Source organism: Arthrobacter sp. TJ-236 (assembly GCF_058269235.1).
In genome coordinates, this window is the sequence record NZ_JBZCNI010000002.1 from 673,983 (window position 1) to 700,360 (window position 26,378).

24 protein-coding genes are annotated in these 26,378 nt (G+C 70.3%); 20 read left to right on the forward strand and 4 right to left on the reverse strand.

Annotated features, from left to right (window positions below; all coding sequences use genetic code 11):
- Positions 1-21: 21 nt before the first annotated feature.
- The 8 genes from AC4D16_RS11730 to AC4D16_RS11765 all read left to right on the forward strand — a co-directional run bounded on the left by AC4D16_RS11730 (position 22) and on the right by AC4D16_RS11765 (position 7,765).
- The gene (locus AC4D16_RS11730; RefSeq protein WP_490950738.1) at positions 22-1,365 is read left to right on the forward strand and encodes a M50 family metallopeptidase; all 1,344 of its coding nucleotides are present in this window, start codon (positions 22-24) and stop codon (positions 1,363-1,365) included.
- Positions 1,366-1,404: 39 nt separating this feature from the next.
- Positions 1,405-2,019: a MarR family transcriptional regulator gene (locus tag AC4D16_RS11735; RefSeq protein WP_490955120.1), complete on the forward strand. Its 615-nt coding sequence runs from the start codon at positions 1,405-1,407 to the stop codon at positions 2,017-2,019.
- Between the two features lie 69 nt (positions 2,020-2,088).
- Positions 2,089-2,538, forward strand: a complete 450-nt coding sequence (locus AC4D16_RS11740) for a hypothetical protein (RefSeq protein ID WP_490955121.1) — start codon at positions 2,089-2,091, stop codon at positions 2,536-2,538.
- Positions 2,539-2,547: 9 nt separating this feature from the next.
- Complete coding sequence (locus AC4D16_RS11745; protein WP_490950741.1) at positions 2,548-2,838, forward strand: YciI family protein; 291 nt, start codon at positions 2,548-2,550, stop codon at positions 2,836-2,838.
- A gap of 99 nt (positions 2,839-2,937) precedes the next feature.
- Positions 2,938-4,101 (forward strand): flavodoxin-dependent (E)-4-hydroxy-3-methylbut-2-enyl-diphosphate synthase, encoded by a 1,164-nt coding sequence (gene ispG, locus AC4D16_RS11750; RefSeq protein WP_490955122.1) that lies wholly within the window; start codon positions 2,938-2,940, stop codon positions 4,099-4,101.
- Positions 4,055-4,957 carry a GNAT family N-acetyltransferase gene (locus AC4D16_RS11755; protein WP_490955123.1) on the forward strand — a complete coding sequence of 301 codons (903 nt, stop codon included), beginning with the start codon at positions 4,055-4,057 and terminating at the stop codon, positions 4,955-4,957. Before ispG ends, AC4D16_RS11755 begins: the two co-directional genes overlap by 47 nt.
- A gap of 157 nt (positions 4,958-5,114) precedes the next feature.
- Positions 5,115-6,914 (forward strand): proline--tRNA ligase, encoded by a 1,800-nt coding sequence (locus AC4D16_RS11760; protein ID WP_490955199.1) that lies wholly within the window; start codon positions 5,115-5,117, stop codon positions 6,912-6,914.
- A 5-nt stretch (positions 6,915-6,919) separates the two neighbouring features.
- Complete coding sequence (locus AC4D16_RS11765; RefSeq protein WP_490955124.1) at positions 6,920-7,765, forward strand: sulfite exporter TauE/SafE family protein; 846 nt, start codon at positions 6,920-6,922, stop codon at positions 7,763-7,765.
- On the opposite strand, the gene AC4D16_RS11770 is transcribed toward AC4D16_RS11765, so the two are convergent.
- Both AC4D16_RS11770 and AC4D16_RS11775 read right to left on the reverse strand, forming a co-directional pair.
- A complete protein-coding gene (locus AC4D16_RS11770) occupies positions 7,733-8,791 on the reverse strand; it encodes an aminoglycoside phosphotransferase family protein (protein WP_490955125.1) in 1,059 nt (352 codons plus the stop codon). The genes AC4D16_RS11765 and AC4D16_RS11770 overlap by 33 nt on opposite strands.
- The gene (locus AC4D16_RS11775) at positions 8,781-10,094 is read right to left on the reverse strand and encodes a DUF4439 domain-containing protein (protein ID WP_490955126.1); all 1,314 of its coding nucleotides are present in this window, start codon (positions 10,092-10,094) and stop codon (positions 8,781-8,783) included. The genes AC4D16_RS11770 and AC4D16_RS11775 overlap by 11 nt, the downstream gene beginning before the upstream one ends.
- Positions 10,095-10,211: 117 nt before the next feature.
- On the opposite strand from AC4D16_RS11775, the gene rimP reads away from it, so the two are divergent.
- From rimP to rbfA, 5 genes are all read left to right on the forward strand, one after another.
- The gene (gene rimP, locus AC4D16_RS11780) at positions 10,212-10,952 is read left to right on the forward strand and encodes a ribosome maturation factor RimP (RefSeq protein ID WP_490955127.1); all 741 of its coding nucleotides are present in this window, start codon (positions 10,212-10,214) and stop codon (positions 10,950-10,952) included.
- Positions 10,942-12,012, forward strand: a complete 1,071-nt coding sequence (gene nusA, locus AC4D16_RS11785) for a transcription termination factor NusA (RefSeq protein WP_490955128.1) — start codon at positions 10,942-10,944, stop codon at positions 12,010-12,012. Before rimP ends, nusA begins: the two co-directional genes overlap by 11 nt.
- Positions 12,013-12,221: 209 nt before the next feature.
- Positions 12,222-12,491 carry a YlxR family protein gene (locus AC4D16_RS11790; RefSeq protein ID WP_490950748.1) on the forward strand — a complete coding sequence of 90 codons (270 nt, stop codon included), beginning with the start codon at positions 12,222-12,224 and terminating at the stop codon, positions 12,489-12,491.
- A 138-nt stretch (positions 12,492-12,629) separates the two neighbouring features.
- Positions 12,630-15,530, forward strand: coding sequence for a translation initiation factor IF-2 (gene infB / locus AC4D16_RS11795; protein ID WP_490955129.1), 2,901 nt, complete (start codon positions 12,630-12,632; stop codon positions 15,528-15,530).
- Between the two features lie 114 nt (positions 15,531-15,644).
- Positions 15,645-16,082: a 30S ribosome-binding factor RbfA gene (gene rbfA, locus AC4D16_RS11800; protein WP_490950750.1), complete on the forward strand. Its 438-nt coding sequence runs from the start codon at positions 15,645-15,647 to the stop codon at positions 16,080-16,082.
- A gap of 142 nt (positions 16,083-16,224) precedes the next feature.
- Here the strand turns inward: rbfA and AC4D16_RS11805 are convergent, their stop codons facing one another.
- On the reverse strand, positions 16,225-17,400 hold the full coding sequence (locus AC4D16_RS11805) for a pyridoxal phosphate-dependent aminotransferase (RefSeq protein WP_490955130.1): 1,176 nt from the start codon (positions 17,398-17,400) through the stop codon (positions 16,225-16,227).
- Between the two features lie 92 nt (positions 17,401-17,492).
- On the opposite strand from AC4D16_RS11805, the gene truB reads away from it, so the two are divergent.
- The 4 genes from truB (at position 17,493) to AC4D16_RS11825 (ending at position 20,047) form a co-directional block, all read left to right on the forward strand.
- A complete protein-coding gene (gene truB / locus AC4D16_RS11810) occupies positions 17,493-18,419 on the forward strand; it encodes a tRNA pseudouridine(55) synthase TruB (protein WP_490955200.1) in 927 nt (308 codons plus the stop codon).
- Positions 18,420-18,421: 2 nt separating this feature from the next.
- A complete protein-coding gene (locus AC4D16_RS11815) occupies positions 18,422-18,790 on the forward strand; it encodes a hypothetical protein (protein WP_490950753.1) in 369 nt (122 codons plus the stop codon).
- Positions 18,787-19,236, forward strand: coding sequence for a hypothetical protein (locus AC4D16_RS11820; protein WP_490955131.1), 450 nt, complete (start codon positions 18,787-18,789; stop codon positions 19,234-19,236). Before AC4D16_RS11815 ends, AC4D16_RS11820 begins: the two co-directional genes overlap by 4 nt.
- Before the next feature lie 91 nt (positions 19,237-19,327).
- Positions 19,328-20,047 (forward strand): DUF4345 domain-containing protein, encoded by a 720-nt coding sequence (locus tag AC4D16_RS11825; RefSeq protein ID WP_490955132.1) that lies wholly within the window; start codon positions 19,328-19,330, stop codon positions 20,045-20,047.
- Here the strand turns inward: AC4D16_RS11825 and AC4D16_RS11830 are convergent.
- A complete protein-coding gene (locus tag AC4D16_RS11830; protein WP_490955133.1) occupies positions 20,044-21,864 on the reverse strand; it encodes a hypothetical protein in 1,821 nt (606 codons plus the stop codon). The genes AC4D16_RS11825 and AC4D16_RS11830 overlap by 4 nt on opposite strands.
- Before the next feature lie 514 nt (positions 21,865-22,378).
- Between AC4D16_RS11830 and AC4D16_RS11835 the strand changes: the two genes are divergently transcribed.
- The 3 genes from AC4D16_RS11835 to AC4D16_RS11845 all read left to right on the forward strand — a co-directional run bounded on the left by AC4D16_RS11835 (position 22,379) and on the right by AC4D16_RS11845 (position 26,280).
- Positions 22,379-23,374, forward strand: a complete 996-nt coding sequence (locus AC4D16_RS11835) for a bifunctional riboflavin kinase/FAD synthetase (RefSeq protein WP_490955134.1) — start codon at positions 22,379-22,381, stop codon at positions 23,372-23,374.
- Between the two features lie 103 nt (positions 23,375-23,477).
- Positions 23,478-23,747 carry a 30S ribosomal protein S15 gene (gene rpsO / locus AC4D16_RS11840; protein WP_490955135.1) on the forward strand — a complete coding sequence of 90 codons (270 nt, stop codon included), beginning with the start codon at positions 23,478-23,480 and terminating at the stop codon, positions 23,745-23,747.
- A 277-nt stretch (positions 23,748-24,024) separates the two neighbouring features.
- Entirely contained in the window at positions 24,025-26,280 is a 2,256-nt protein-coding gene (locus AC4D16_RS11845) for a polyribonucleotide nucleotidyltransferase (protein ID WP_490950759.1), read from the forward strand.
- Positions 26,281-26,378 lie beyond the last annotated feature (98 nt).

Here is a 26,378-nt window from a genome sequence, read left to right on the forward strand (position 1 = left end):
GAGAGGCCAGAAGGAAGAGCTGTGACCGTTCTGCTGTTCATCGTCGGAGTACTCGTCGTGGTCCTCGGCATCGCCGCGTCGATCGCGCTGCACGAGGTGGGCCACCTCGTGCCCGCCAAACTCTTCCGCGTGCGCGTCACGCAGTTCATGGTGGGTTTCGGACCCACGGTGTGGTCACGGCGCCGCGGCGAGACCGAGTACGGGCTGAAGGCGATCCCGGCCGGCGGCTACGTGTCGATGGTGGGCATGTTCCCGCCCGCCGCCACCGAGGACGGCGCCGTGAGGCAGTCCAGTACGGGCGTGTTCCAGCAGCTCTCCAACGACGCCCGGCAGGCGGCCGCGGAGCAGCTCCGGCCGGGGGACGAGAATCGCGTGTTCTACAGGCTGCCCATCTGGAAACGCATCATCATCATGCTCGGCGGACCCCTCATGAACCTGCTGATCGGGACGGTGCTGTTCGCCGTGCTCATCATGGGGTTCGGTACGGCCCAGTCCACCACCACGATCGCCTCCGTCTCCGAGTGCGTGGTGCCCGCGAGCCAGCAGGCCGCGACGGGACAGACGGAGTGCACGCCCGAGGACCCCGCGGCCCCGGCCTTCGAGGCGGGGCTCCTCCCGGGCGACCGCGTGGTGGCCTTCGACGGCCGCGAGGTCACCGACTGGGACCAGCTCTCCGGATGGATCCGGGACGCCGCGGGTCGTGAGGTGGACATCACCTACGTGCGTGACGGCGAGACCGTCGAGTCCACGATCACCCCTCTGCTGACGGAGCGGCCGGTGGCCACCGAGGCCGGCACCGCTGCGGTCGACGACGACGGCGTCGCGATCACCGAGGAGGTGGGCTTCATCGGCGTCGGCTCCACGCAGGAACTCGTCCGGCAGCCCGCGAGCGAGGTGCTTCCCGCCGTCGGGGACTCGCTCGTGAGCGTCGCCGGGGTGGTGCTCAACCTGCCGCAGCGGCTCGTCGACGTGGGCGAGGCCGCCTTCTCCGACGCGCCACGCGACCCCGAGGGGCCCATCAGTGTGGTGGGCGTGGGCCGGATCGCCGGCGAGATCTCCGCCATGGACGAGGTGCCGGTCGCCTCGCGGGCGGCCACGCTCGTCGGTCTCGTGGCCGGCGTCAACCTCGCCCTCTTCGTCTTCAACCTCATCCCGCTGCTGCCGCTCGACGGCGGGCACGTGGCCGGCGCCCTGTGGGAGGGGCTGCGGCGGACCGTCGCGCGGCTCTTCAAGCGGCCCGATCCCGGACCGTTCGACATGGCGAAACTGCTGCCGCTGACCTACGCGGTGGCGATCCTGCTCATGGGTATGGGGGCCTTGCTCATCTACGCGGACATCGTGAAGCCCGTCGACCTCTTCGGCTGATCGGTTGTAATCCGCAATTCAACCGCATACGGTTGATCAATGTTCGTCCTCACGATCGACCAGATGGGCAGCCGCGTGACCGGGGACAGGATCCCGGAACTCCTCGACCTCCTCGCACCCATTACGCCCGTGCTCCCCTGGGAGCGGTCGGTCGGCGACGAGGCGCAGGGCGTCCTCGCGGATGCGACCGCCGTCGTCGACGCCGTCATGCTGTGCCTACGAGCGGGTGGCTGGTACGTGGGCATCGGAATCGGCGAGGTGGAGCGGCCCTTCCCGGCCTCGCCCCGTGAGGGCCGTGGTGCCGCCTTCGTCGCAGCCCGTGCCGCCGTCGAACGCGCCAAGCGGGCCGGCGGCGCCTTCAAGGCCCCGCTGGCCGTGGAGGCCCCCGATGGACGCGCCGCGGCAGCCGCGGAGGCCGAGGGCGTGCTGGCGCTGCTCGGGCGTCACGTCATGAACCGGTCCGAGGCCGAGTGGCGCATCCTCGATCTCCTGGAACCCGGGACGCGCGGCTCGCAGACCGTCGTCGCCCGCGCCCTCGGCATCACCCCGCAGGCCGTGAGCAAGGCTGCGGCCCGCGCTGCCTGGCATGAGGAGCAGGCGGCACGTCCCGCCGCCGCGCGTCTGCTCGCGTGGGCAGACGACGACGGCGACTGAGCCGGACCGCGGCGACCGCCGTTTGGGGGAGCGGTGGGATACACATGGACCAGGACACAAGGAGGTCGGATGGACGCGCTGTGGATCGTGCTGGCGCTCGTGGTGGCGGGCGCCCTGGGTGCGCCCGTGACGATGCTCGTGCTCCGGCTCGCGCGGTCGGTGGACAGCGCGGAGAGGCGCCGCGAGGAACTCCCGGCGCCCGCGGACCAGCCGCAGCTGGAGCTCCCCGCCCCTCCGGCAGAACCTCCCCGCGTGCCCATCGACGCCCTGCCGCCCGGAGTGCTGCGCGGCGGGCTCGTGATCGGCGTCCTCGAACGGCTCGCGGTGACCGTCGCCATCCTCGGGGGCCAGCCGGTCGCCATCGCCTACGTGGTGGCCGTGAAGGCGCTCGGCCGGTACGCCGAGCTCAAGGAGACGCCCGCGGCCTCGGAGCGCTTCATCATCGGCACCCTCGCCTCGATGCTGTGGGCCGCGGGCATCGCCACCCTCGTCAAGGTCTACCTCCTGCCGGTCACGTAGGGTGAGAACATGAGCATCTTCGCCGTCGAATACGTCTACAACCCCGACCACGACGACCTCCGGACCGAGCACCGGCCGGCCCATCGCCAGTGGCTCGAGGGCCTCGCGGAGCAGGGCGTCGTCCTGTCGTCCGGGCCCTTCACCGACGGCAGCGGGGCGCTCCTGCTGTTCTCCGCCGAGGACGAGGCCGCGCTGAACGGGATCGTCAGCCAGGATCCCTTCGCACTCGCCGGCGCCATCTCCGCGGTGAAGACCATCGGCTGGAATCCGGTCATCGGGGCGTTCCGCGACCGCGTGTGACGTGCGTCCTGCCCGGCGTCCCGCGCGGTGGGCCGGGTGGATAATGAAGTCGAACAGCTCGTCCGATCCGCGGTGCAGGCCGCCAGCATGGAGGAAGTCGTGACCTCGGTCAACCTAGGAATGCCAGCAGCGCCCCCGCCGGTACTCGCTCCGCGGCGCAAGACCCGCCAGATCAAGGTCGGCTCCGTGGGGGTCGGGTCGGACTCCCCGATCAGCATCCAGTCCATGACCACCACCCAGACCACCGACATCAACGCGACCCTCCAGCAGATCGCGGAACTGACGGCCACGGGCTGCGACATCGTCCGCGTGGCGTGCCCCACGAGCGACGACGCCGCCGCACTCCCGATCATCGCGAGGAAGTCGCAGATCCCGGTGATCGCCGACATCCACTTCCAGCCCAAGTACGTCTTCGCCGCGATCGACGCCGGGTGTGCGGCCGTCCGTGTGAACCCGGGCAACATCCGCAAGTTCGACGACCAGGTCAAGCAGATCGCCGAGGCGGCGAAGGCGGCCGGGACCTCCATCCGCATCGGTGTGAACGCCGGATCGCTCGATCCGCGCCTCATGGAGAAGTACGGCAAGGCGACGCCCGAGGCACTCGTCGAGTCGGCGGTGTGGGAGGCGTCCCTGTTCGAGGAGCACGACTTCCACGACTTCAAGATCTCGGTCAAGCACAACGACCCCGTGATCATGGTCCGCGCCTACGAACTCCTCGCCGAGCGCGGGGATTGGCCCCTGCACCTCGGCGTCACCGAGGCGGGCCCGGCCTTCCAGGGCACCATCAAGTCGGCCACCGCCTTCGGCGCGCTGCTCTCCAAGGGCATCGGCGACACCATCCGCGTCTCCCTGTCCGCGCCTCCGGTCGAGGAGGTCAAGGTGGGCAACCAGATCCTGCAGTCGCTCAACCTGCGCCCGCGCAAGCTCGAGATCGTGTCCTGCCCCTCGTGCGGCCGTGCCCAGGTCGATGTCTACACCCTCGCCGAAGAGGTCACCGCCGGCCTCGAGGGCATGGAGGTGCCCCTGCGCGTCGCGGTCATGGGGTGCGTCGTCAACGGACCCGGCGAGGCTCGCGAGGCGGACCTGGGTGTCGCGTCCGGCAATGGCAAGGGCCAGATCTTCGTCAAGGGGGAGATCATCAAGACCGTCCCCGAGGACCAGATCGTGGAGACACTCATCGAGGAAGCCATGAGGCTCGCAGAGGAGATGGAAGCTGATGGCGAGACTGCTGGCCAGGGTGGCCCCATGGTTACCGTTAGCTAGACCCCAGCCCGACCCGGAGGGTCCCTGGTCCTTCCGGGTCCTCGGGGAGGCGGACACGCGTGACCTCTGGGCCCTCGTGCTCGCCGACCCCGTGGCGAACGTGTTCGTGGCCGCCCACCTCGAGTCCATGGGTAGCGCGGCGCCCTCCTTCTCCGGCGGCGAGATCATCGGGATGTTCCGGCACGGGACGCTGCGTGCGGCCTGCTGGGCAGGAGTCAACCTGGTGCCGGTCGGTGTGACGGACGAGACCGGTGCCATCTTCGGCGACCACCTCGGGCGGTCCGGCCGCACGTTCTCCTCCATCTTCGGACTCTCCGAGGGCGTCATGGACCTCTGGTCCACGTTCGAGGACTACAGCGCCGACCCGTTCGACGTACGGCCCAACCAGCCCCTCATGTCCATCGACACCGACCCGCTGATCACCCCCGCATCGGACCTCCGGTTCACGCGCCCCGACGAACTCGACCGCGTGCTCCCCGCGTGCGCGGCCATGTTCGAGGAGGAGGTCGGCTACTCGCCCTTCATCGGCGGCTCCGAGCACTACCGGCGGCGCGTCGCCTCGCTGATCGGACGGAAGCATTCGCTCGCGGCCTTCGACGACGACGGCGGGGTGATCTTCAAGGCCGAACTCGGCACGGTCTCCTCCCAGACGGTGCAGGTCCAGGGCGTGTGGATGCACCCGGACCAGCGCGGTCGCGGGCTCAGTGCCGCCTACATGGCCGCCGTCGTCGTCGCCGCGCGGGCCCTCGCACCGACCGTGAGCCTGTACGTGAACTCCTACAACGCGCGGGCCATCGCCGCCTACCAGCGCGTGGGGTTCCGGCAGGTCGACACGTTCGCGACCATCCTCTTCTAGAGCTCTTCCCGAGGCCCTGCTCGTCCGGAGGCATAGCCCGTCGAGCGGACCGTGCCTCGGCGCGCCTCCGCCGACCCACTAGATTGGTACGTGGTTCTCCGCCCCACGGCGGGGAGCGTCACGGCACGGCCCGACGAACATGAACGGAACAACCCGCGTGGTCCTACGACTCTCGACCCTCTTCCTCCGCACGCTCCGCGAGGATCCCGCCGACGCCGAGGTCGCGAGCCACCGCCTGCTCGTCCGCGCCGGCTACATCCGCCGCGCGGCGCCGGGGATCTACAGCTGGCTGCCGCTCGGACTGAAGGTCCTGGCGCGGGTCGAGGGGATCGTCCGCGAGGAGATGGAAGCCATCGGCGCCCAGGAAGTGCACTTCCCCGCGCTGCTGCCGAGGGAGCCCTACGAGGCCACCAACAGGTGGACCGAGTACGGTGACGGGATCTTCCGGCTGAAGGACCGCAAGGGCGCGGACTACCTCCTGGCACCCACCCACGAGGAGATGTTCACCCTCCTCGTGAAGGACCTGTACACCTCGTACAAGGACCTGCCGCTCAGCCTCTTCCAGATCCAGACCAAGTACCGTGACGAGGCTCGGCCCCGCGCCGGGCTCCTCCGCGGACGCGAGTTCATCATGAAGGACTCCTACTCCTTCGACATCGACGACGAGGGCCTCGAGGCGAGCTACCAGCGCCACCGCGGCGCGTACCTGAGGATCTTCGACCGTCTGGGCCTCGAGGTGGTTCCCGTGACGGCGACCGCCGGCGCCATGGGCGGTTCCAGGAGCGAGGAGTTCCTCCACCCCACGCCCATCGGTGAGGACACCTTCGTCCGCTCGGCGGGCGGCTACACCGCCAACGTGGAGGCCGTCACCACGGTGGTGCCCGCCGCCGTCGACTTCACCGACGCGCCCGCCGCGGAGGTCCGCGACACCCCGGACACGCCGACCATCGACACCCTCGTGCAGCACGCCAACTCCTCCGTGCCCCGCGACGACCGTCCCTGGACGGCAGCGGACACGCTCAAGAACGTCGTCCTCGCCGCCGTCCTGCCCACGGGGGAGCGCGAGATCGTCGTCGTCGCCGTCCCGGGCGACCGCACCGTGGACCTCAAGCGCATCGAGGCGACGATCGCCGGTCACCTGGAGACCGGTGGCGAGGTGGCCGTCGAGGCCGCCACCGAGGACGACCTGAAGAAGCACCCCGGCCTGGTCAAGGGCTACATCGGCCCCGGCCTCACGCTCGAGGCTGCGGTCCTCGGCTCTGAATCGTCGACGGGGCTGCGCTACCTCGTGGATCCCCGCATCGTGGTGGGTACCGCCTGGATCACCGGCGCCAACGAGCAGGGACGGCACGTCTTCGGGCTCGTGGCCGGCCGCGACTTCACCTGGGACGGCACCATTGAGGCCGTCGAGGTGCGCGAGGGTGACGAGGCTCCGGACGGCTCCGGCCCGCTGGTCGCTGCGCGGGGCATCGAGATGGGCCACATCTTCCAGCTCGGGCGCACCTACGCCGAGGCGCTCGGCCTCAAGGTGCTCGACCAGAACGGCAAGCTCGCCACGGTCACCATGGGTTCCTACGGCGTGGGCGTCACACGTGCCATCGCGGCGCTCGTCGAGTCCAACTTCGACGACCGCGGCATCATCTGGCCCCGCAACGTCGCCCCCGCGGACGTGCATGTCGTCGCGACCGGCAAGGGTGCGGAGATCTTCGAGGCGGCCGAGAAGCTCGCGACCGAACTCGAGTCCGCCGGGCTCACGGTGCTCTACGACGACCGCCCGAAGGTGTCCCCGGGCGTGAAGTTCGGTGACGCGGAGCTCATCGGCGTGCCGACGATCGTCGTGGTGGGCCGCGGTCTCGCCGACGGCGTGCTGGAGGTCAAGGACCGGCGGACGGGTGAGGCGCAGAACGTCGCGCTCGACGACGCCGTCGCGCTGCTGCTCGACATCACCGCGCACTAGCGGCCGTGTTCCCCCTCGGTTCGGGCCTCGAGGAGTTGCAGCTCGCCACCATTTTGCTGGTCCTCGTGGCAGGGTTCGCCGCAGGATGGGTGGACGCCGTGGTGGGTGGCGGCGGTCTGCTGCAGCTGCCGGCGCTGCTGCTGGTGCCCGGCATCACCCCGGTGGAGGCGCTCGCCACGAACAAGCTCGGGTCGATCTTCGGCACCACGACGAGCGCCGTCACCTACTACCGCCGGGCGCACCCGGACCTGCGCACGGCGCTGCCGATGGCGGGTATCGCGCTCATGGGCAGCTTCGGCGGTGCCGTGCTCGCCGCGTCCCTGCCGGCCTCTGTCTTCAAGCCGATCATCGTCGTCGCGCTCGTCGCGGTGGCGGTCTTCACGGCGCTCAAGCCGTCCGTCGGCACGCTGACCCAGCTCCGCCACCAGGGTGCCCGCCACTACGGCACCGCAGGTGGGATCGGGCTCGTCATCGGCTTCTACGACGGGCTGATCGGTCCCGGGACGGGCTCCTTCCTGATCATCGCGATGGTGACCCTGCTCGGGTACAACTTCCTCGGCGCCAGCGCCAAGGCGAAGATCGTGAACATGGCCACCAACTTCGGTGCGCTCATGTTCTTCCTGCCCAACGGCTCCATCCTGTGGGGCCTCGGGCTCCTGCTCGGCGTCGCGAACATGGCGGGCGGCTACACCGGCTCCCGCATGGCCATCAGCCAGGGGAGCAGATTCATCAGGATCGTGTTCCTCGTGGTGGTCGGTGCGCTGATCCTGAAGCTCGGTCACGACGTCTGGGTGGAGAACATCCGGCCGCTCGTGGCCTCAGAGCACCTCGAGGTCGCGCGCGGCAGGTAGCCCGTCGAGCGTCCTGCCGAGCACGGAACTCGCCACCCACAGCGAGCGCTCGGCGCCGCCGGTCCGCCCGAGGCCCACGTACCAGAGCGCGTTGCGGACTTCCCGCACCACGGCCCATCCGACGGCGAGTTCGGCGTCCATGCCTGCCGCGTCGGCCAGGGCAGCGCAATGCGCGCGCAAATGCCCCGCGGGATCCGAGGCGTCGAGGTCCTGCAGCCGGTTCCACAGCATCGGGGCCAGGGCGTACTCCGCGTCGCCGAGTACGGGTTTCGGGTCGATCGCCGTGAAGTCCCGCAGCCGGCCCGGGGTCGAGGGCAGGAGGTTCTCGTAGTGCAGGTCGGAGTGCACCAGGACATCGCGGGCCGAGCGGCGCCCCACGATCCCACGGAACTGGCAGACCTCGAGCGCCTCCTCCATGAGCCAGCGCGGGAACGGCCGGCCCAGCTCGTCCCAGCGCGCGGGCAGGGTGTCGGTCCACTGCTCCGCCTCCGCTGCGAGGTGGGGGAACGCGGCCCACTGCGGCCCCTCGCCGACGGGGAGCGAGAGCGCGCGCACCACGCGGCCCCATGCGTCGGGGGTGTCGGCGAGCGGCACGTCGGCGAGGGAGCGGTCGCCGTCGAGCCTCGGCAGCAGGAGCGCGTAGTCATTGCGCGACGCCGCCAGCAGGCGGACCGCGCCGCAGCCGTCCCAGAGCTCGAGGGCGTCCGGTTCGGTCAGCGCCTCGTCGTGCGGGACGGTGAGTTTGAGGACGGCCCGCACTGCGTCGTCGTCCGGATCTGCGTCCGGATCGGCGTTCAGGCGGGTCACCGGGATCGCGACGGCGCACTGGCCGGACCAGACGCTGCCGTCGGGCGGCAGGTCCAGCTCGAGGTTCCACGCCTCGAGGCGGTCGCGCAGGAGGTCGCCCCAGGTGCGCAGCCAGGCGGCGCCACCCTCGATCGCGCGGGCACTGCGGACGAGCCGTTCCGGCAGGTCGGGGATTCCGTGCGGCGTGCGGCTCGCCGGGACCGGCACGTCAGTCGCCATCGCGCCGCTCCTCCTCCGCGTCCTGCCCCGGCATGGGGGAGGGTGAACCGGCGTCGCCCGACGTACTGGGCGGGCCGTCGGCCGGACGCGGTTCCGCGTTGATACCCGGCAGCGGCTCCAGCGGCGCGCCGGACTCCACGCTCCGCAGGACCGCCGCCACCAGGGAGATCGACGCCCAGGCACGCGCATCCCGGCCGACCGTCGCCACGTATCCCGCGTAGAGATCCACGTGCTGCTCCTCGAGGCGCCGCAGCTCGCCCACCGGGTCCGAGCGAAAGGCCGCCGTGAGCACGAAGCCGGCGGGAACCGGGGGTTGGTCCGCGCACAGGACGGTGAGGCGCCCCGCGGCGAGGCGCGCGGCGGACTCGTGTTCTGCCGCGCGTCGGAGGGGAGCGTCACGGTCCGGCAGCAGCGCTGCCGCGACCTCGTAGCCGTAGTGTGCCTGCTCCGCCGCCGCCCTCGCGTTCGTGAGTGCCTGCCGGTCGGCGTCCGGCCCGAGCGGTGTGCCTGCGCACTCCGACCCCGGGACCGGGTTCGGGGTCGGCTCACCGGTGCCCGACGTGCTGCCGGGGGCCGGGGTGGGCATCGGCCCGGTCACCGGCTCGTCCGTCGAGCCGGCCGTGGCGCCGGGTCCGGCCGTGCCGAAGGGGCCGGTCGCGCCGAAGGGGCCGCTCGCGTCGAAGGGGCCGCTCGCGTCGTCGAGGGCCGTCAGGGCGGCGGCGTCCGGCGCGGGCAGATCCGACGCGACGCTGAGCGCGGCAGCGAGGGAGAGCGTCCGCTGCCACTGGTTCGCACCCGCGGCGGCCAGCACGCGGGCGGGTCCCGGATCGGCGTCGAGCGCGTCCGCGAGACTGCCGAGGGCGCTCTCCCGGAGCAGCGACAGGAACCGGGGTGCGTCGACGGCCGGGCGAACCGCGTCCGTGGGCGCAGCGCCCTCCGGCGTTGCCTCCGCAGAATCCGGGTCCGGAGAGCCCGATGCGGGCGCGTCGGACGGGAGGGGAAGGGCAGCGGGGCCGGGAGAGTCCGGGGAACGGGGGAGGGCGACGGCGTCGGCCTGCCGGTCCAGATCCGAGGCCGTCGAGAGGAGCAGGTCGGCGAGTGCCGGTTCGGTCGCCGAGAGGTTCCGGGCCGACGCGGCGAGTGAGCGGAAGCGCTTCTCGGCTGAGAGCTGCGCTTCCTGCGACGCGGAGTAGACCGGGGCCTCGCGGTCGGGCGCCCGCAGACCGGCGCCGATGCCCACCACGAGGAGCACCACGACGGCGAGTCCGACCAACCGCGCGCACCACGCGACCAGGCGGGTCATGGCGGAGCGCGCGCGTCGGGGGAGCCCCTCGCGCCTCGTCCGCCCCTGCTTCTCCACAGTCCCCGATGATGTCACGGGTGGCCCGTTCCGCTCCGGCCATACACTCCGCCCAGCGGAATGTCGGTACTCTGGAAGGACAACATCATCGAGCGGGAGGCAGTCATGGCGGTCCGGTCCGGGAACGAACATCATGCCGCGGCCCGCAGGCCGTCCGTCGAGGCGGAGCTGCAGGTCGAAGCCCAGCGGCTGCGCACGCGGCTGCAGCCCGTCGTCGAACAGCATGACCTCTTCCTCGAGGAGATCGACATCAAGGTCGCCGGGAGCCACCGCACCATCCACGTGATCGTCGACCTCCCCGAGACGGCGTCGGGGAGCGTGGGCCTGGACGTCATCTCGTCCGTCTCCTCCGACCTCTCCGCGGCGATGGACAGCATCTCCGACGACGAGGGCGACGACCGCCCGTACAACCTCGAGATCTCCTCGCCCGGCGTCTCGCGTCCCCTGACCGAGCCGCGCCACTGGCGCCGCAACGTCGGGCGGATGATCGAGGTGAAGCCGGTCAGCGGCGACGTCGTCCTCGGACGACTGCTCGACGTCACCGCGACGGGCATCCGGCTGCTGCCCGAGCTGCCCGTGAAGAAGGGCACCAAACCGAAGCAGGGCGACCCGCTCGCCCTCGACTTCTCGAAGATCCGCAAGGGGATCGTCCAGGTCGAGTTCGCTCACCTCGACGACGCGCCGCACGCCGGCGATCCCGACGAAGCCAACGCCGACGACGGCGTCCACGACATCGATGGAGCCGGACCGGACACCTCCGGGCCCGGGCACCACGCCCAAGGAGACCCACATGGACATTGACATGAGCGCGCTGAGGCTGCTCGAGCGCGAGCGGGAGATCCCGCTCGACAAGCTCGTACCGACGATCGAGCAGGCACTGCTCATCGCCTACCACCGCACGCCGGGAGCGCACGAGACCGCGCGCGCCGAACTGGACCGCCGCAACGGCCACGTGACCATCTGGGCGACGGAGAAGGACGACGACGGCGAGCCGGTCGGCGAGTTCGACGACACCCCCACCGGATTCGGCCGTATCGCAGCGAGTACCGCCCGCCAGGTGATCCTGCAGCGGCTGCGCGACGCCGAGGACGACAACATCCTCGGCGAATTCCGCGGCAAGGAGGGCGAGCTCGTCGCTGGGATGATCCAGCAGGGCACCAACCCGCACATGGTGCAGGTGAACCTCGGCTCGGTCGAGGCCGTGCTGCCCCCGCCCGAGCAGGTCCCCGGGGAGAAGTACCTCCACGGCTCGCGTCTCCGGGCGTTCGTCGTCGACGTGCACCGCGGCATGAAGGGTCCGTCGATCACGCTCTCGCGCTCCCACCCCGGCCTGGTCCGGAAGCTCTTCGAACTCGAGGTCCCGGAGATCGCGGACAGGACGGTGGAGATCGTCGCCATGGCCCGCGAGGCCGGGCACCGGACGAAGATCGCGGTGAGGGCGAACGTCCCGGGCGTCAACGCGAAGGGCGCCTGCATCGGTGAGATGGGTACGCGTGTGCGGGCCGTCATGAACGAGCTCAACGACGAGAAGATCGACATCGTCGACTACAACGACGACGCCGCCGCCTTCATCGCGAGTTCGCTGTCGCCGTCGCGCGTGACGTCGGTGACCATCACGGACGAAGCCACGCGGTCGGCTCGCGTCGTCGTGCCCGACTACCAGCTCTCGCTGGCCATCGGCAAGGAGGGCCAGAACGCACGCCTCGCGGCGAAGCTCACCGGATGGCGGATCGACATCGTCTCCGACGCCGCACCGTCCACGCCGTCCGGCGCGTCCGGTACCACCGGTACGTCCGCACCGTCGGGCCGGTCGGGCCAGCCACCCCGGTCCCAGCAGCCGCCGCGCACCGCGGCGAACTGACGCGATGCACCGGGGCCGGGACAGGTCCTGGACCAGGGCAGGGACCGACGCCACGACCGGTCGACCGGTCGGGTGGAGGAACTGGAAGGGGTATCATGGAAGGGACTGCTGCCGAGCCGCGCCCTGACACAACCGGGCGTCAGCCGGAGGAGAGCCATCCCGTTCGCACTTGCGTGGGATGCCGCCGGCGGGACCGCCAGTCACACGTGATGCGGGTTGTCGCACGATCGAAGGACGGCAGGATGATCGCCGTGCTCGACGAGCGCCGCCGGCTGTCCGGACGGGGTGCATGGCTGCACCCCGACCCGGCATGCATGGAAAGAGCGGTAGCACGGAAGGCCTTCTCGAGGGCGTTCCGAGGGCCCGTGGAGACTGCGCAATTGGCGGTCGAGGTCCAGGCACTCCTGGAGCGTCGTGACGCTCCGAACCACAACCGTCCCCCCGGAAAGCGGGTTACAACCCTCATGGAAATCCGATGAGTACCCAGCGATGAGTGCGCAACGATGATTCATTCGTCGCGCTCTGCATTCGATCTGCCGGCCGCCCTCGCGGCTGGGATCAACAGCAGGAAATAGACGGTTCGTGCCTGACTCGGTGCGGACCGAGACAGGAGAAATGTGGCCAAGGTCCGCGTACACGAGCTCGCGAAAGAGCTCGGTATAACCTCGAAAGACGCAGTTGCGAAACTGCAGGAACTGGGCGAGTTCGTCCGTTCAGCCTCGTCCACCATCGAGGCCCCCGTCGTGAAGAAGCTTCGCGGCGCATTCCCCAACGCTGCAGCCCCCACCGCTGCGGCTCCCGCACGCACTCCGGCCCCCGCGTCGTCGGGTCCCAAGCCGGGCGCGGCACAGCCGGCAGCACCCGCTCCGGCAGCGCAGGCACAGGAGACGGCACCCACGCCGGCTCCGACGGCAGCACCGTCGCCGTCGCCCGCCGCCACACCCCAGGCATCACCTTTCTCGAACGGCGCCGCACCGGCTCCGTCCGCCGCACCACAGGACGCACCGGCCACGGGTGGCGAGGCCCCGTCCTCGGACTCCCGTCCGGGCCCCCGCCCCGCCACACCGCCCGCGGCCCCGTCGGCCGGCACCACCCGCCCGTCGGGTGCCCGTCCCGGTGGAGCGCCGCGTCCCGGCAACAACCCGTTCGCCCCGTCACAGGGCATGGGCTCGCGCCGCGGGGACACGGATCGTCCGGAGCGCACGTCGCGTCCCGGCAACAACCCGTTCGCCCCCTCGCAGGGAATGCCCCGACCTGGTCGTCGTGACGACGTCCAGCGTCCCGCAGCAGGACCGGGCGGACCCCGCCCGGCCGCCGGTGCAGGCGGACCCCGTCCTGCCGCCGGTGCGGGTGGACCCCGCCCGGGCGCACCGCGTCCGGGTGCCCCCCGCCCCGCCGGAGCCCCGGGCTCGCGTCCCACTCCGGGCATGATGCCCAACCGCACCGAGCGTCCCGCTGCCCCCGGCCGCGGTGCACCCGGAGCGGGAGCCGGACCGCGTCGCGGTCCCGGTGGAGCGCCGGCCAGCCCCAGCGGAGCACCCGCAGGTGGCGGTTTCGGCAAGGGCACCCGCGGACGCGGCGGCACCGCCGGTGCGTTCGGCAAGGGTGGCGCCGGTCGTGGCAAGCAGCGCAAGTCGAAGCGCGCGAAGCGGCAGGAACTCGAGCAGATGTCGGCTCCGTCGCTGGGTGGCGTGAGCGTACCCCGTGGCGACGGCACCACGATCGTGACCATGCGTCGCGGCTCGTCCATCACGGACTTCGCCGACAAGATCGAGGCGAACCCCGCAGCGCTCGTCACGGTGCTCTTCCACCTCGGTGAGATGGCCACGGCCACGCAGTCGCTGGATGAGGACACGTTCGAGGTGCTCGGAACCGAGCTGGGCTACAAGATCCAGGTCGTCTCGCCCGAGGACGAGGAGCGCGAACTCCTGTCGAGCTTCGACATCGACTTCGATGCCGAGCTCGAAGCCGAGGGCGACGAGGACCTGGAGGTCCGGCCGCCGGTCGTCACGGTCATGGGCCACGTCGACCACGGTAAGACGCGCCTGCTCGATGCGATCCGCAACACGAAGGTCGTCGAGGGCGAGCACGGTGGCATCACCCAGCACATCGGTGCCTACCAGATCCAGCACGTCCACGAGGACTCCACGCGCGCCATCACCTTCATCGACACCCCCGGTCACGAGGCGTTCACCGCCATGCGTGCCCGTGGTGCGAAGGTCACGGACATCGCCGTGCTCGTCGTCGCCGCGGACGACGGCGTCATGCCCCAGACCGTCGAGGCGCTGAACCATGCTCAGGCGGCCAACGTCCCGATCGTCGTCGCCGTCAACAAGATGGACAAGGAAGGCGCGAACCCGGACAAGGTCAAGGGCCAGCTCACCGAGTACGGTCTGGTCCCCGAGGAGTACGGCGGCGACACCATGTTCGTCCACGTCTCCGCCCTCCAGGGCATGGGGATCCAGGAACTGCTCGAGGCCGTCCTGCTCACCGCCGACGCGGCGCTCGACATGCGGGCGAACCCGAACAAGGACGCCCGCGGTATCGCGATCGAGGCCAACCTCGACCGTGGCCGAGGCGCCGTCGCGACGGTGCTCGTGCAGTCCGGAACGCTGAACGTCGGCGACACGATCGTCGCCGGTACGGCTCACGGCCGTGTGCGAGCGATGTTCGACGAGAACGGCGACGTCGTCACGACGGCGGAGCCGTCGCGTCCCGTCCAGGTGCTGGGTCTGTCCAACGTCCCCCGTGCAGGTGACACGTTCTTCGTCACGGACGACGAGCGCACCGCCCGCCAGATCGCCGAGAAGCGCGAGGCAGCGGACCGCAATGCGGCCCTCGCCAAGCGTCGCAAGCGCATCAGCCTCGAGGACTTCGACCAGGCCGTTGCCGACGGCAAGGTCGACACCCTCAACCTCATCCTCAAGGGTGACGTGTCGGGTGCCGTCGAGGCACTGGAGGACTCGCTGCTCAAGATCGATGTCGGGGAAGGCGTGCAGCTGCGCGTCATCCACCGCGGTGTCGGTGCGATCACGCAGAACGACGTCAACCTGGCGACGGTCGACAACGCGATCATCATCGGCTTCAACGTCAAGCCGGCAGAGCGCGTCGCCGATCTCGCCGAGCGCGAGGGCGTTGACATGCGCTTCTACTCGGTCATCTACGCCGCGATCGACGACATCGAGCTCGCCCTCAAGGGCATGCTCAAGCCGGAGTACGAGGAGGTGCAGCTCGGTACCGCAGAGGTCCGCGAGGTGTTCCGTTCCTCCAAGTTCGGCAACATCGCCGGCTCGATCGTCCGCTCGGGCATCATCCGACGGAACTCGAGGGCTCGTGTCACGCGTGACGGCAAGGTCATCGGCGACAACCTCTCGGTCGACTCGCTGAAGCGCTTCAAGGACGACGCCACCGAGGTCCGCACGGACTTCGAGTGCGGTATCGGCCTCGGCTCCTTCAACGACGTCAAGGAAGGCGACATCATCGAGACCTTCGAGATGCGGGAGAAGCCCCGCGCCTAGCACGCAGGTCAGCACAGGCGCCCCGGGTCATCCGGGGCGCCTGTGCCTTTCGTACCGCGGGAACCGGCAGGGCCGGGGTCCCGATTCCATCCGCTTCACGAGGAGTTATCAGCAATGGCAGATCCGGCCCGCGCCGCGCGGCTCGCGCAGCGCATCAAAGTCATCGTCGCCGAGGCGCTCCGGCGTCGTGTGAAGGACCCGCGGCTGGAAGCCGTGACCATCACGGACGCCCGCGTCACCAACGATCTCCAGCACGCCACCCTGTACTACACGGTGCTCGGAGATCCGGAGGAGCAGCAGGCCACGCGCATGGCACTGGAATCGGCCCGTGGCGTCCTCCGTTCCGAGGTCGGCAAGAACATCACGGCGCGGCTCACGCCGACGCTCGAGTTCGTCCCCGACGAGGTGCCGGTCAACGCCAGCCACCTCGAGGAGCTGCTGCAGAAGGCGCGCGAGCGCGACGCCGAGGTGGCCGCCCTCGCGCAGGGAGCCGACTTCGCCGGCGATGCGGACCCCTACCGCAGCTCGGACGACGACGACACGGAGCGCTAGGCCGGGCGCGACGTCGTCCGAACCATCGCTCACGGGCAGCCGACCATCCGGTCGGCTGCCCTTCGTGTGTCCGGCCGCCGATGAGGACGGGCGTCGTCCGGAAGGATCTCCGCAGGACGGGCGCCGGACGACGTCCGGAGGATCAGCCGCGCGGCGACGGAAGGCGGGACAGTCCCTCGACGAGATCCTCGGTCCGGCCACACAGCGCGATCCGCACCCAGCCCTCGCCCATCGCGCCGAACGCGGTGCCGGGTGCAACGGCGACGCCGCGCTCCGCGAGCAGGGTCCGCGTCCAGGCCCTGACGTCGCCGCCGGTTGCATGCGTCATGTCGGCCCACAGATAGAACGCGCCGCTCGCGTCGAGGTAGTCGACGCCGAGCGTGTCGAGGACGGCCGTGGCCGCGTCGCGGTTCGACCGGTAGTGGGCGAGCGCCGTCTCCACGTAGTCCTGCGGTCCCGTGAGCGCGGCGAGGCCCGCGTACTGCGACGGCGCCGAGACGCAGGAGACCGTGGCTTCCATGACGTTGCTGAGCACGGTCTCCATACCGGACGGCGTGATGAGCGCCCCGATGCGCAGGCCGGTCAGCCCGTAGGTCTTCGACAGCGTCAGCGACGTGATGACGCGAGCATCGCCGGCCCCGGCGACGGCCTCGGGGCCACCGGTGTCGAAGCGCGCCGGACTGACGTGCGGCACGTCGTAGGTGAAGGCTTCGTAGCACTCGTCCGAGATGATCCACAGATCGTGCTCGTGGGCGAAGCGGACGAGGTCCCGCGTCAGGTCGGCGTCGAACACCGAGCCGAGCGGATTCGACGGCGAGTTGAGCATGAGCACCCGGGTGCGGGGCGTCAGTAGCTGCTCGAGATCGGCGATGCGCGGCTGGAAACCGTGCTCGGGTACCAGGGGATAGGGCACCGGTCGCCCGCCCAGCAGGCCGACGGTCATGGCGAAGGTGGGGTACCCGGGGTCGGGGACGAGGACGTCGTCGCCCGCGGTGATGAGCGTGCTGAGCGCCAGGTGGAGGCCCTGCTGGGCGCCCGCGACCACGAACACGCGCGACGGGACCGTCGCCACGCCGGAGCGCGCGGCGAACCGGTCCGCGAAGGCCGACCTCACCGGGGCCAGGCCGGAGTTCGGCGTGTAGTTCGTGTCGTCCCGGTCCAGCGCCGCCATCGCGGCGTCGAGCACGTGGCGTGCGACGGGGAACGCCGGCTCGCCGATGCTGAGGACGATCGAGTCCGGAGTGGCCCAGGCCGCCTGGGTGATCTCGCGGATCTGGTTGACCGGCACATCGGTCGCAGAGGGGGCGATGGAGGGCATACGGAGGATGGTATCCCGCAGGTGACGGCCGGTCCGCTGCCCGGGCGTTGCGCCCGGCCACCCCGTCAGGCCCTCGAGCGGCGGCTCCTATACTGGGGAGCGTGAATTCCGGGCAGGTCCACTCAGGGCTGATCATCGTGGACAAGCCTCAGGGCTGGACGAGTCATGACGTGGTGGGCAGGTTGCGGAGGCTTGCGGGGACCCGAAAGGTGGGCCACGCAGGCACGCTGGATCCCATGGCGACCGGCGTCCTGGTGGTCGGCATCAACCGCGCCACACGCCTGCTGACGTTCATCGTCGGTACCTCCAAGACCTACACCGCCACCATCCGGCTCGGCCAGTCCACCCTCACGGACGACGCCGAGGGGGAGGTCACCGGGGGCGCCATCGCAGCGGCCGTCACGGAGGAACAGATCCGGGCGGCGATCGTCGAGCTGACCGGTGACATCCAGCAGGTTCCGAGCAGTGTGAGCGCCATCAAGGTGAAGGGCGAGCGTTCCTACGCCCGCGTGCGCTCGGGCGAGGAGGTGGACCTCCCGTCCCGGCCCGTCACCGTCCACCGCTTCGAGGCCCACGCCGTCCGACGCGTCAGCAACGGCAGGCTGCAGGACGTCGACGTCACGGTCGACTGCAGCTCCGGCACCTACATCCGTGCGCTCGCCCGGGACCTCGGCGCAGCGCTCGGCGTCGGGGGACACCTCACCGCGCTCCGCCGCACCCGGGTGGGACCCTATTCGATCGACCAGGCGCGGACGCTCGAGGACCTCGCGGCCGAGCTGCGGGTGCTGCCGCTGCAGGAGGCCGGACGGGCGCTGTTTCCCGTCCGGGAACTGACGGCGGAGGAGGCTGAGGACGTCTCCCACGGCCGGAGGATCACACCGAGCGCCGCCGCCGACGGGCCGGCCGCGGAGGGGCCTGTCGCCGCGTTCTCGCCCGACGGGACCCTCGTGGCGTTGCTCGAGGACCGCGGCGGTGCCGCCCGCACAGCCCTGGTCTTCGCGCCCGGCGGGGGCGACTGATCGTGGACCCGTTCTTCGTGGTCGGAGCGCTGGTGTGTGCGGTATCGGCCCTCCTGTGCCTCGGAGCAGGTGTGCTCCGACAGCCGCCCAACGACATCACCATCCTCTCCGTGGCCGCCGTCGAGCTGTTCCTGCTGGTCTACACCGTCGCAGCAGTGATCAGGCAGCTCACGGGCGATCCCGTGGTGGGGGAGGCATGGGAGTTCTGGGGCTATCTCCTGACGGCACTGGTGGTGCCCGTCGGAGCCTTCTGGTGGTCGATCATCGAGAAGACACGCTGGAGCAATTTCGTCCTCGCGGCGTCCGGCCTGACGATCGTCGTCATGCTGTATCGCATGGAACAGATCTGGGACGGGGTGGCAGGACTGTGAGCACCGAGCACGGGCGCACCCGCGGAGCGGAGACCGGCCGCGGAACGAGCCGGGCAACCGGACCGGGCCGACTCCTGGTAGCCGTCTACGGCGTGTTCGCACTGGCCGCGACGGCGAGGGCGACCTTCCAGATCACGACGAAGTTCGACGAGGCCCCGCTCGCCTATGCGCTGTCTGCCGTCGCAGCACTCGTGTACGTCGTGGCCACGGTGTCCCTCGCCCGACCAGGGGCGGTGGCCTACCGGGTGTCGGTGATCGCCGTGACGCTCGAGCTGCTGGGAGTCCTGACGGTGGGTGCGCTGAGCATCGCCGACGCGCAGGCCTTCCCTCACGAGACGGTGTGGTCGGCCTTCGGGCGGGGCTACGGCTTCGTGCCCCTCGTGCTCCCGATCCTCGGTCTGCTCTGGCTCCGCCGGACCAGGCCGCGTATGCACCCCGCGCCCTAGTCCGCACGCCGGCGTCCGCCCCGGCGGAGCGGTGCGGCGCGTGAGAGTATGACGAACGAGCACACCATCGAGCCGTTCCAGGGAGTAAGCCATGACCAGCAACAGTCACGAGCGCGACGACGCGTCGGCGACATCGGGTACGTCCTCCGTCTCCGGGCGGGACGGCCGCCGCGGAGCTCCGGGCGATGCACCGTCGCCGAACGGCGGGCCTGTTGCCGGCGCGGCCGGAGCGGGCACCGCCCCCTCGAACGCGCCGACCGGTCGCGGCGACACGTCCGCGACGAGTTCGCCTGCCTCCTCCCGTCCGAGTGGGCGCGGGTCGGCGCAGGGGACCGGAAAGGCCAAGCCCACGGACAAGGGCGCCGGTCGGACCCCCGGCACCGCGTCGAAGGGCGGGGACTGGAACGTGTTCCGCACCGTCGTCGTCCTCGTCGGGCTGGTAATCGCAGGATTCGGCGCGTACTACCTCATCCTGGGAACCGCGGGCCTGCCTGACACCGAGGCGGATCCCGTCAACCCGACGCTCGAGAACCAGTTCCGGTTCTTCTCCGCGATGATGGTCGGCGTCGGGGCAGCCTTCATCACGATCGCCATCAAGTTCCAGTGGGCCAACATGCTGTGGCTCGTCTGCCTCATGGTCTTCGTCGGCGGAATCGGGCGCGTTCTCTCCTGGGCGTTCTCGGGGACGCCGAACTACATCCTGATCATCCTCATGGTGGTGGAGCTGGCCTTCCCGCCGGCCCTGCTCGTCTGGCACAAGTACATCGCCAAGACTTCGGACCTGCGTCGGGAGTTCGCGGAGCGCGGTTAGGCCCTGCGCCGCGCGAGCGTCCGGAGCCCCAGCCCGGCACCGACCGAGATCAGCGCCAGACCCGACACCACCGCTGCGCCTACGCCGGTCCGCGCCAGTTCGGCGGGCGGTGCTGCGGCCGGTCCCGGCGGCGGTCCTGCAGCGGGTACCGGGGAGGTGTCGGGCACAGGTGCGGACTCGGTGCCCGTCACCGGCGGAACCGGAACCGCGGGTGGCTGGACGCACACCGTCTCCTCGGGGATCCCGAACGCCGAGGTGAACGGGGACTCCTCACCACTGCCGACGAAGGTGGCCACCACGGTGTAGCACCCCGGCTCCACGAGAGGCGCGAAGTCTCTGGACGTCACCGACCCGTTCCGTGCGGGCACCTCGAGTGCTGAGTGGACGGGGGCGCCTTGCGGGACGTCGGCGCTTTCGACAGGGGACCCGGCGAGAGGGCCGTACATGGTGAGCTGCACGACATCGTCGTCGTCCGTGGGCGCGAAGCCGCTCATGACGATCGTGTCCTGGACCGTTCCGCCCGGCTCGACCTCGGTCCGTGTGAGACGGGTGGTCACCGCCGGCGACCACGGCACGAGGGTGGTTTCCGCCGCGAGCCCGAACCGGCCGGCCCATGCGTCGACGAAGGGTGCGGCGCCCGCTGGGAGGGTGCTGGCCGGATCGATGGTCTCCGTCCAGACGTAGTAGCCCGGTGCGGGCACCGTGAGGGCCGGCGTCTCGTAGCGGCCGGGTCCCTCGACGCGGGAGACAGTGCTACCGAGCGAAGGAGTGCCGGCCGGAACGGAGGCGCCCTCGACGGGTGGAGCGGGCAGCGGCCCCCACAGCGTCGAGACCACCTCCAGCGTGACGGGGCGCCCCGTCACCGGATCGATCGACCAGGGGGCATCGGAGCTCACCTCGAGGACGTCGAACACCTCGGCGCCGGGTGCTGTCCGCGCCGAGGAGGTCGCCGTCGTGACCTTCGGTGCGAAGCGGGTGGGCGCAGGTACTGCGACCGAGGCCGATGCTTCCACGGATACCGGTGCCACGACGAGGCGCTGGACGTCCCGCTCGACCGGCGACAGCCACGTGGCGTTCGACGCGGGAACTGTCGGGGCGACGATCGTGACGCCGGCGGGTCCGAACCCCGTCCTCCGGACGACCAGGTCGTGCGATCTGTCGGTCGAGGTCCAGCGCGCCGTGGTCGAGGTGTCTTCGAAGACTCCTCCTTCGACCACAGCCGAGACCTGCAGGCCCGGCCGTGGCGTGCCATCGGCGGACACCACGGTGGCTTCGACCTGACCACCCGTCTTGTCCGGCGCGAACGAGGTCCGGATGCTGTAGGGGCCTGCCTCCGTCCGGGCCTGCTCGAGCATGGCTCGGGCGCGGATCTCCAGCTCCGGAGCGAGGCGCTGTGCGCTGAGGAAGGACGTCATGCCGGGGCCGTCCCAGTGCATGCCGACCGCGGTCAGGGACCACACGGCGAGCTGGACCGCCGCCGCGTCGGCGTCGTCGGTGGTGGCGCCCCATCTGCCGAGGACGAACGCCAGTGCGCCATTGTCCGAGGCCGAGAGCGCCGTCCCGTCGCTGCGCGTGAACGGTCCGGTGCCGCCCTCCGTGTATCCCGAGGCCCGGTCCGGGGAGAGGCGCTCGATATCGGTGCAGTAGGCGATCTTCCCGTCCGCGGTGCGGTGCTGGCCGACGAAGTACCCGGTGCCGACTACTCCGGCGCCCCTGGACCACCCCCCGGCCTGGGACTCGGCCGTGGCGGGCGTGGCCGCGGCGAGACCGCCCAGCAGGACGAGGACGCCCACGAGGAAGCCGGTCAGCCGCAGCATCAGCCCGCGCCGTCCTGGCGATGTCGGCAGTCCGTGCGCCTGCGGAGCGGTACGGGCGACGGACAGGTCGGGAGCGTGAAGGCAACGGTCGCGGGACCGCGATCCATCAGGAGCCGACGTGGTCGGGGCGGTCGGTCGATCGGCCGGGTGGACAGCGGGGTCGACGGGTCGGTAGGGGAGCGGGACATGCATGGCGGGCACCAATCAGAAAAGCGACGGAGGAGACGGGCGAGTCACAGGTGACGGGGAGGAGGGGAACAGGGGCGTCGTACCGATGCTCCGGTGCAGGGCGTGCCGGCGCCCGCCGCGCTCCTCGTATGTGGACAAGTCGTCGGCTGAGCGTGCGAGAGTACCCGCTGTGCTGTGCCGTGCCGGGGACGCACGGGCGGATGACGTCCCCCGCGATCGTGTCGTCCATAATGGGAGCGGCGATCAGGCGGCTCCTTACCCGCGACACCCCACCCGTGGCACCCACCCGGGACCGCAGCACGCCGCCGAATCACGAAGGAGATGCGTGTTCTACTGGAGAGACCTGGACAGCGTGCCCGCGGATTTCGGGCCCTCCGTCCTGACGCTCGGTAACTTCGACGGCGTCCACCGGGGCCACCAGCGCGTGCTGCAGCAGGTCGTCGACGCCGCTCGGGAGCGTTCCGCGGCCGCCGTCGTGGTGTCCTTCGACCCGCACCCGTCGCAGGTCCACCGGCCCGAGAGCGCCCCCGAACTGATCATGGGCCTCGACAACCGCGTGGAGACCCTCGCCGGGACCGGCATCGACGCGCTCCTGATGATGCACTACACCCTGGATCTCGCCTCGAACACACCCGAGGAGTTCGTCGAGCGCGTCTTCGTCCAGGCTCTCGGGGCGAAGGCCGTGGTGATCGGGCATGATGTCCGGTTCGGACGCGGCAACAGCGGCGACCTCGAGACGATGCGCGCGCTGGGCCTGAAACTCGGGTTCGAGGTCATCGCGATCGACGACTTCGGTGCCAGTTACCCGCAGGACGCCACGGACGCCGACGGGGATCGCCGATGCTCCTCGACCTGGGTCCGGGAGGCCCTGGAGGCCGGAGACGTCGGAACGGCCGCGCGGGTGCTCGGTCGGCTCCACCGGATGCGCGGCGAGGTGGTGCACGGCGCCGCGCGCGGCCGCGAGCTGGGGTACCCCACCGCCAACCTCGGACCGACCGCGCAGGGGTTCATCCCGGCGGACGGCATCTACGCGGGCTGGCTCATCGACGAGGCGGGGGAGCGCTGGCCGGCGGCCATCTCGGTGGGGTCGAACCCGACGTTCGAGGGGGTGGACCGGCAGGTGGAGGCCCACGTGATCAACCGGCCGCCCGAGCGGGTCCAGGACTTCGACCTGTACGGGCAGAAGGTGGCCGTCGAGTTCGTCGAGCACCTGCGCGGACAGGTGACCTACACGGGTCCCGAAGCACTGATCGAGCAGATGAAGCTCGACGTCGCGCGAGCACGCGATCTGCTTTCGACAGAACAACGGCCCAGACGCTAAACTGATCACAGATCCGGCTGCAGTCCGTGGTGGCTGGATTTTTCTGTGTCGTCGTGCAAGCGACGCTCAGCACTTGATCACGGTACAACTCTAGGAGTTACTCGTGGCCCTTGACGCCGCCATCAAGCAGGAAATCATCAAGCAGTACGCACTGGCGGAGGGCGACACCGGGTCACCCGAGGTGCAGATCGCGATGCTCTCGCGTCGCATCCTCGACCTCACCGAGCACCTGAAGATGCACAAGCACGACCACCACACACGTCGTGGCCTGCTTCTTCTGGTCGGTCGCCGTCGTCGCCTGCTCGACTACCTGCGCGAAACCGACATCACGCGGTACAGGACGCTCATCGAGCGTCTCGGCCTGCGTCGATAGCAGTACGAGAAGGCGGCATCCCATGAAGGGAGGCCGCCTTCGCTGCTGGTGGCGATCACCGGCACAGCAGGACCAGCACCATCACGACCAGCAGAATCCAAGAACACCAGGAGCAACCGGCACCACGCATTCGCGGTCCTCGGTAGTGGTCTCCGGAGGGCCGACACGGCACTTCCGTGGATCTCGATCGAAGACCGGGTGCTGCGGTTCGTCCCGACGGACGGAACCGAGACGGGTGCCGATTGCCTCCGATACCGCAGAAACGGAGGTGACTCTCGTGGAGGGTCCCGAAATCCAGTTCGCCGAAGCAGTGATCGACAACGGTCGCTTCGGAACACGCACCGTCCGGTTCGAGACCGGACGCCTCGCCCAGCAGGCAGCCGGCGCTGCCATGGTCTACATCGACGAGGACACCGCGCTCCTGTCGGCCACGACGGCCGGCAAGCACCCGCGCGAAGGCTTCGACTTCTTCCCGCTGACGGTCGACGTCGAGGAGCGCATGTACGCCGCGGGACGCATCCCCGGCTCGTTCTTCCGCCGCGAGGGCCGTCCCTCGACCGAGGCCATCCTCGCCTGCCGCCTCATGGACCGCCCGCTGCGCCCCGCCTTCGTGAAGGGTCTCCGCAACGAGGTCCAGATCGTGGTGACCGTCCTCGCGATCAACCCCGACGTCCGCTACGACGTCGTCGCCATCAACGCGGCGTCGATGTCCACGCAGCTCTCGGGCCTGCCCTTCTCGGGTCCGATCGGCGGCGTGCGCGTCGCCCTCGTGTCCGACGGCAGCGGCACCGATCAGTGGATCGCCTTCCCGAAGCACTCCGAGCTCGAGAACTCCGTCTTCGACATGGTCGTCGCCGGGCGTATCGCCGGTGACGACGTCGCCATCATGATGGTCGAGGCCGAGGCCACAGACAACTCGTGGACCCTCATCAAGGAGAACGGCGCCACCGCCCCCACCGAGGAGATCGTCGCCGACGGCCTCGAGGCGGCGAAGCCGTTCATCCGCGCGCTGTGCGAGGCGCAGGCCGACCTCGCGGGGCGTGCCGCGAAGCCGACCGTCGAGTTCCCGGTCTTCCTCGACTACCAGGACGACGTGTACCAGGCGATCGAGGCCGCAGGCTCCGAGAAGCTCGCACAGGTCTTCCAGATCGCCGACAAGCAGGAGCGCAACACCGCTTCCGACGCGCTCAAGGACGAGCTCATGGGCGCCCTGGGCGCCCAGTTCGAGGGACGCGAGAAGGAGCTGTCCGCAGCCTTCCGCTCCCTCAACAAGGCCGTCGTCCGCCAGCGCATCCTCAAGGACCAGGTCCGCATCGACGGCCGTGGCCTGAGCGACATCCGCAAACTGACCGCCGAGGTCGAGGTCCTGCCGCGCGTGCACGGTTCGGCGATCTTCGAGCGCGGCGAGACCCAGATCATGGGTGTCACCACGCTGAACATGCTCAAGATGGAGCAGCAGATCGATTCGCTGTCGCCCGTCACGCGCAAGCGCTACATGCACAACTACAACTTCCCGCCCTACTCCACCGGTGAGACCGGCCGCGTCGGTTCGCCGAAGCGCCGCGAGATCGGCCACGGAGCACTGGCCGAGCGCGCCCTCGTGCCCGTCCTGCCGACCCGCGAGGAGTTCCCCTACGCGATCCGCCAGGTGTCCGAGGCGCTGAGCTCCAACGGCTCGACGTCGATGGGCTCGGTCTGCGCGTCCACCCTGTCGCTCCTGAACGCCGGTGTCCCGCTGCGCGCGCCGGTCGCGGGCATCGCCATGGGTCTCGTGTCCGACGTCGTCGACGGTCAGACCCGCTACGCGGCGCTGACCGACATCCTCGGGGCCGAGGACGCCTTCGGTGACATGGACTTCAAGGTCGCCGGTACCGCGGAGTTCGTCACGGCCATCCAGCTGGACACGAAGCTCGACGGCATCCCGGCGTCGGTCCTCGCTGCGGCCCTGAAGCAGGCCCGTGAAGCACGCCTGCACATCCTCGGCGTCCTCCAGGCCGCGATCGACGCCCCGGACGAGCTCTCCGAGTTCGCACCGCGGATCATCTCGGTCAAGATCCCGGTGGACAAGATCGGCGAGGTCATCGGCCCCAAGGGCAAGATGATCAACCAGATCCAGGAGGACACCGGCGCCGACATCTCGATCGAGGACGACGGAACCGTCCTCATCGGGGCGACGAACGGCGAGTCGGCCGAGGCCGCGCGCGCGGCGGTCAACGCCATCGCGAACCCGCAGGTCCCCGAGATCGGCGAGCGCTACCTGGGCACGGTCGTCAAGACCACGACCTTCGGCGCCTTCGTCTCGCTGACCCCGGGCAAGGACGGCCTGCTGCACATCTCCGAGCTGCGCAAGCTCGCCGGTGGCAAGCGCGTCGACAACGTCGACGAGGTCGTGTCCGTGGGCCAGAAGGTCCAGGTCGAGATCACCAAGATCGACGACCGCGGAAAGCTGTCCCTCTCGCCCGTCGTGGCGGACGAGATCGCCGACTCCGAGGACGCCGGGATCGACCTGCCCGACGCCGTCGACGCCGAGTAGTCCCTCGCGCTCGTCCTGAGCGACACACGGCCCCGACGCCACCGATCGAATCGGTCGGCGCCGGGGCCGTCTGCCTTTCCCGAACCGTCAGAAAGTCC

Excerpts from the sequence above, each read along its gene's own strand:
- AC4D16_RS11735 (WP_490955120.1), top strand. The coding sequence starts at position 1,405 with ATGTTCGTCCTCACGATCGACCAGATGGGCAGCCGCGTGACCGGGGAC.
- AC4D16_RS11740 (WP_490955121.1), top strand. The coding sequence starts at position 2,089 with ATGGACGCGCTGTGGATCGTGCTGGCGCTCGTGGTGGCGGGCGCCCTG.
- AC4D16_RS11745 (WP_490950741.1), top strand. The coding sequence starts at position 2,548 with ATGAGCATCTTCGCCGTCGAATACGTCTACAACCCCGACCACGACGAC.
- AC4D16_RS11755 (WP_490955123.1), top strand. The coding sequence starts at position 4,055 with ATGGCGAGACTGCTGGCCAGGGTGGCCCCATGGTTACCGTTAGCTAGA.
- AC4D16_RS11770 (WP_490955125.1), bottom strand. The coding sequence starts at position 8,791 with ATGGCGACTGACGTGCCGGTCCCGGCGAGCCGCACGCCGCACGGAATC.
- AC4D16_RS11775 (WP_490955126.1), bottom strand. The coding sequence starts at position 10,094 with ATGACCCGCCTGGTCGCGTGGTGCGCGCGGTTGGTCGGACTCGCCGTC.
- rimP (WP_490955127.1), top strand. The coding sequence starts at position 10,212 with ATGTCGGTACTCTGGAAGGACAACATCATCGAGCGGGAGGCAGTCATG.
- nusA (WP_490955128.1), top strand. The coding sequence starts at position 10,942 with ATGGACATTGACATGAGCGCGCTGAGGCTGCTCGAGCGCGAGCGGGAG.
- AC4D16_RS11790 (WP_490950748.1), top strand. The coding sequence starts at position 12,222 with ATGCGGGTTGTCGCACGATCGAAGGACGGCAGGATGATCGCCGTGCTC.
- rbfA (WP_490950750.1), top strand. The coding sequence starts at position 15,645 with ATGGCAGATCCGGCCCGCGCCGCGCGGCTCGCGCAGCGCATCAAAGTC.
- AC4D16_RS11805 (WP_490955130.1), bottom strand. The coding sequence starts at position 17,400 with ATGCCCTCCATCGCCCCCTCTGCGACCGATGTGCCGGTCAACCAGATC.
- AC4D16_RS11825 (WP_490955132.1), top strand. The coding sequence starts at position 19,328 with ATGACCAGCAACAGTCACGAGCGCGACGACGCGTCGGCGACATCGGGT.
- AC4D16_RS11830 (WP_490955133.1), bottom strand. The coding sequence starts at position 21,864 with ATGCTGCGGCTGACCGGCTTCCTCGTGGGCGTCCTCGTCCTGCTGGGC.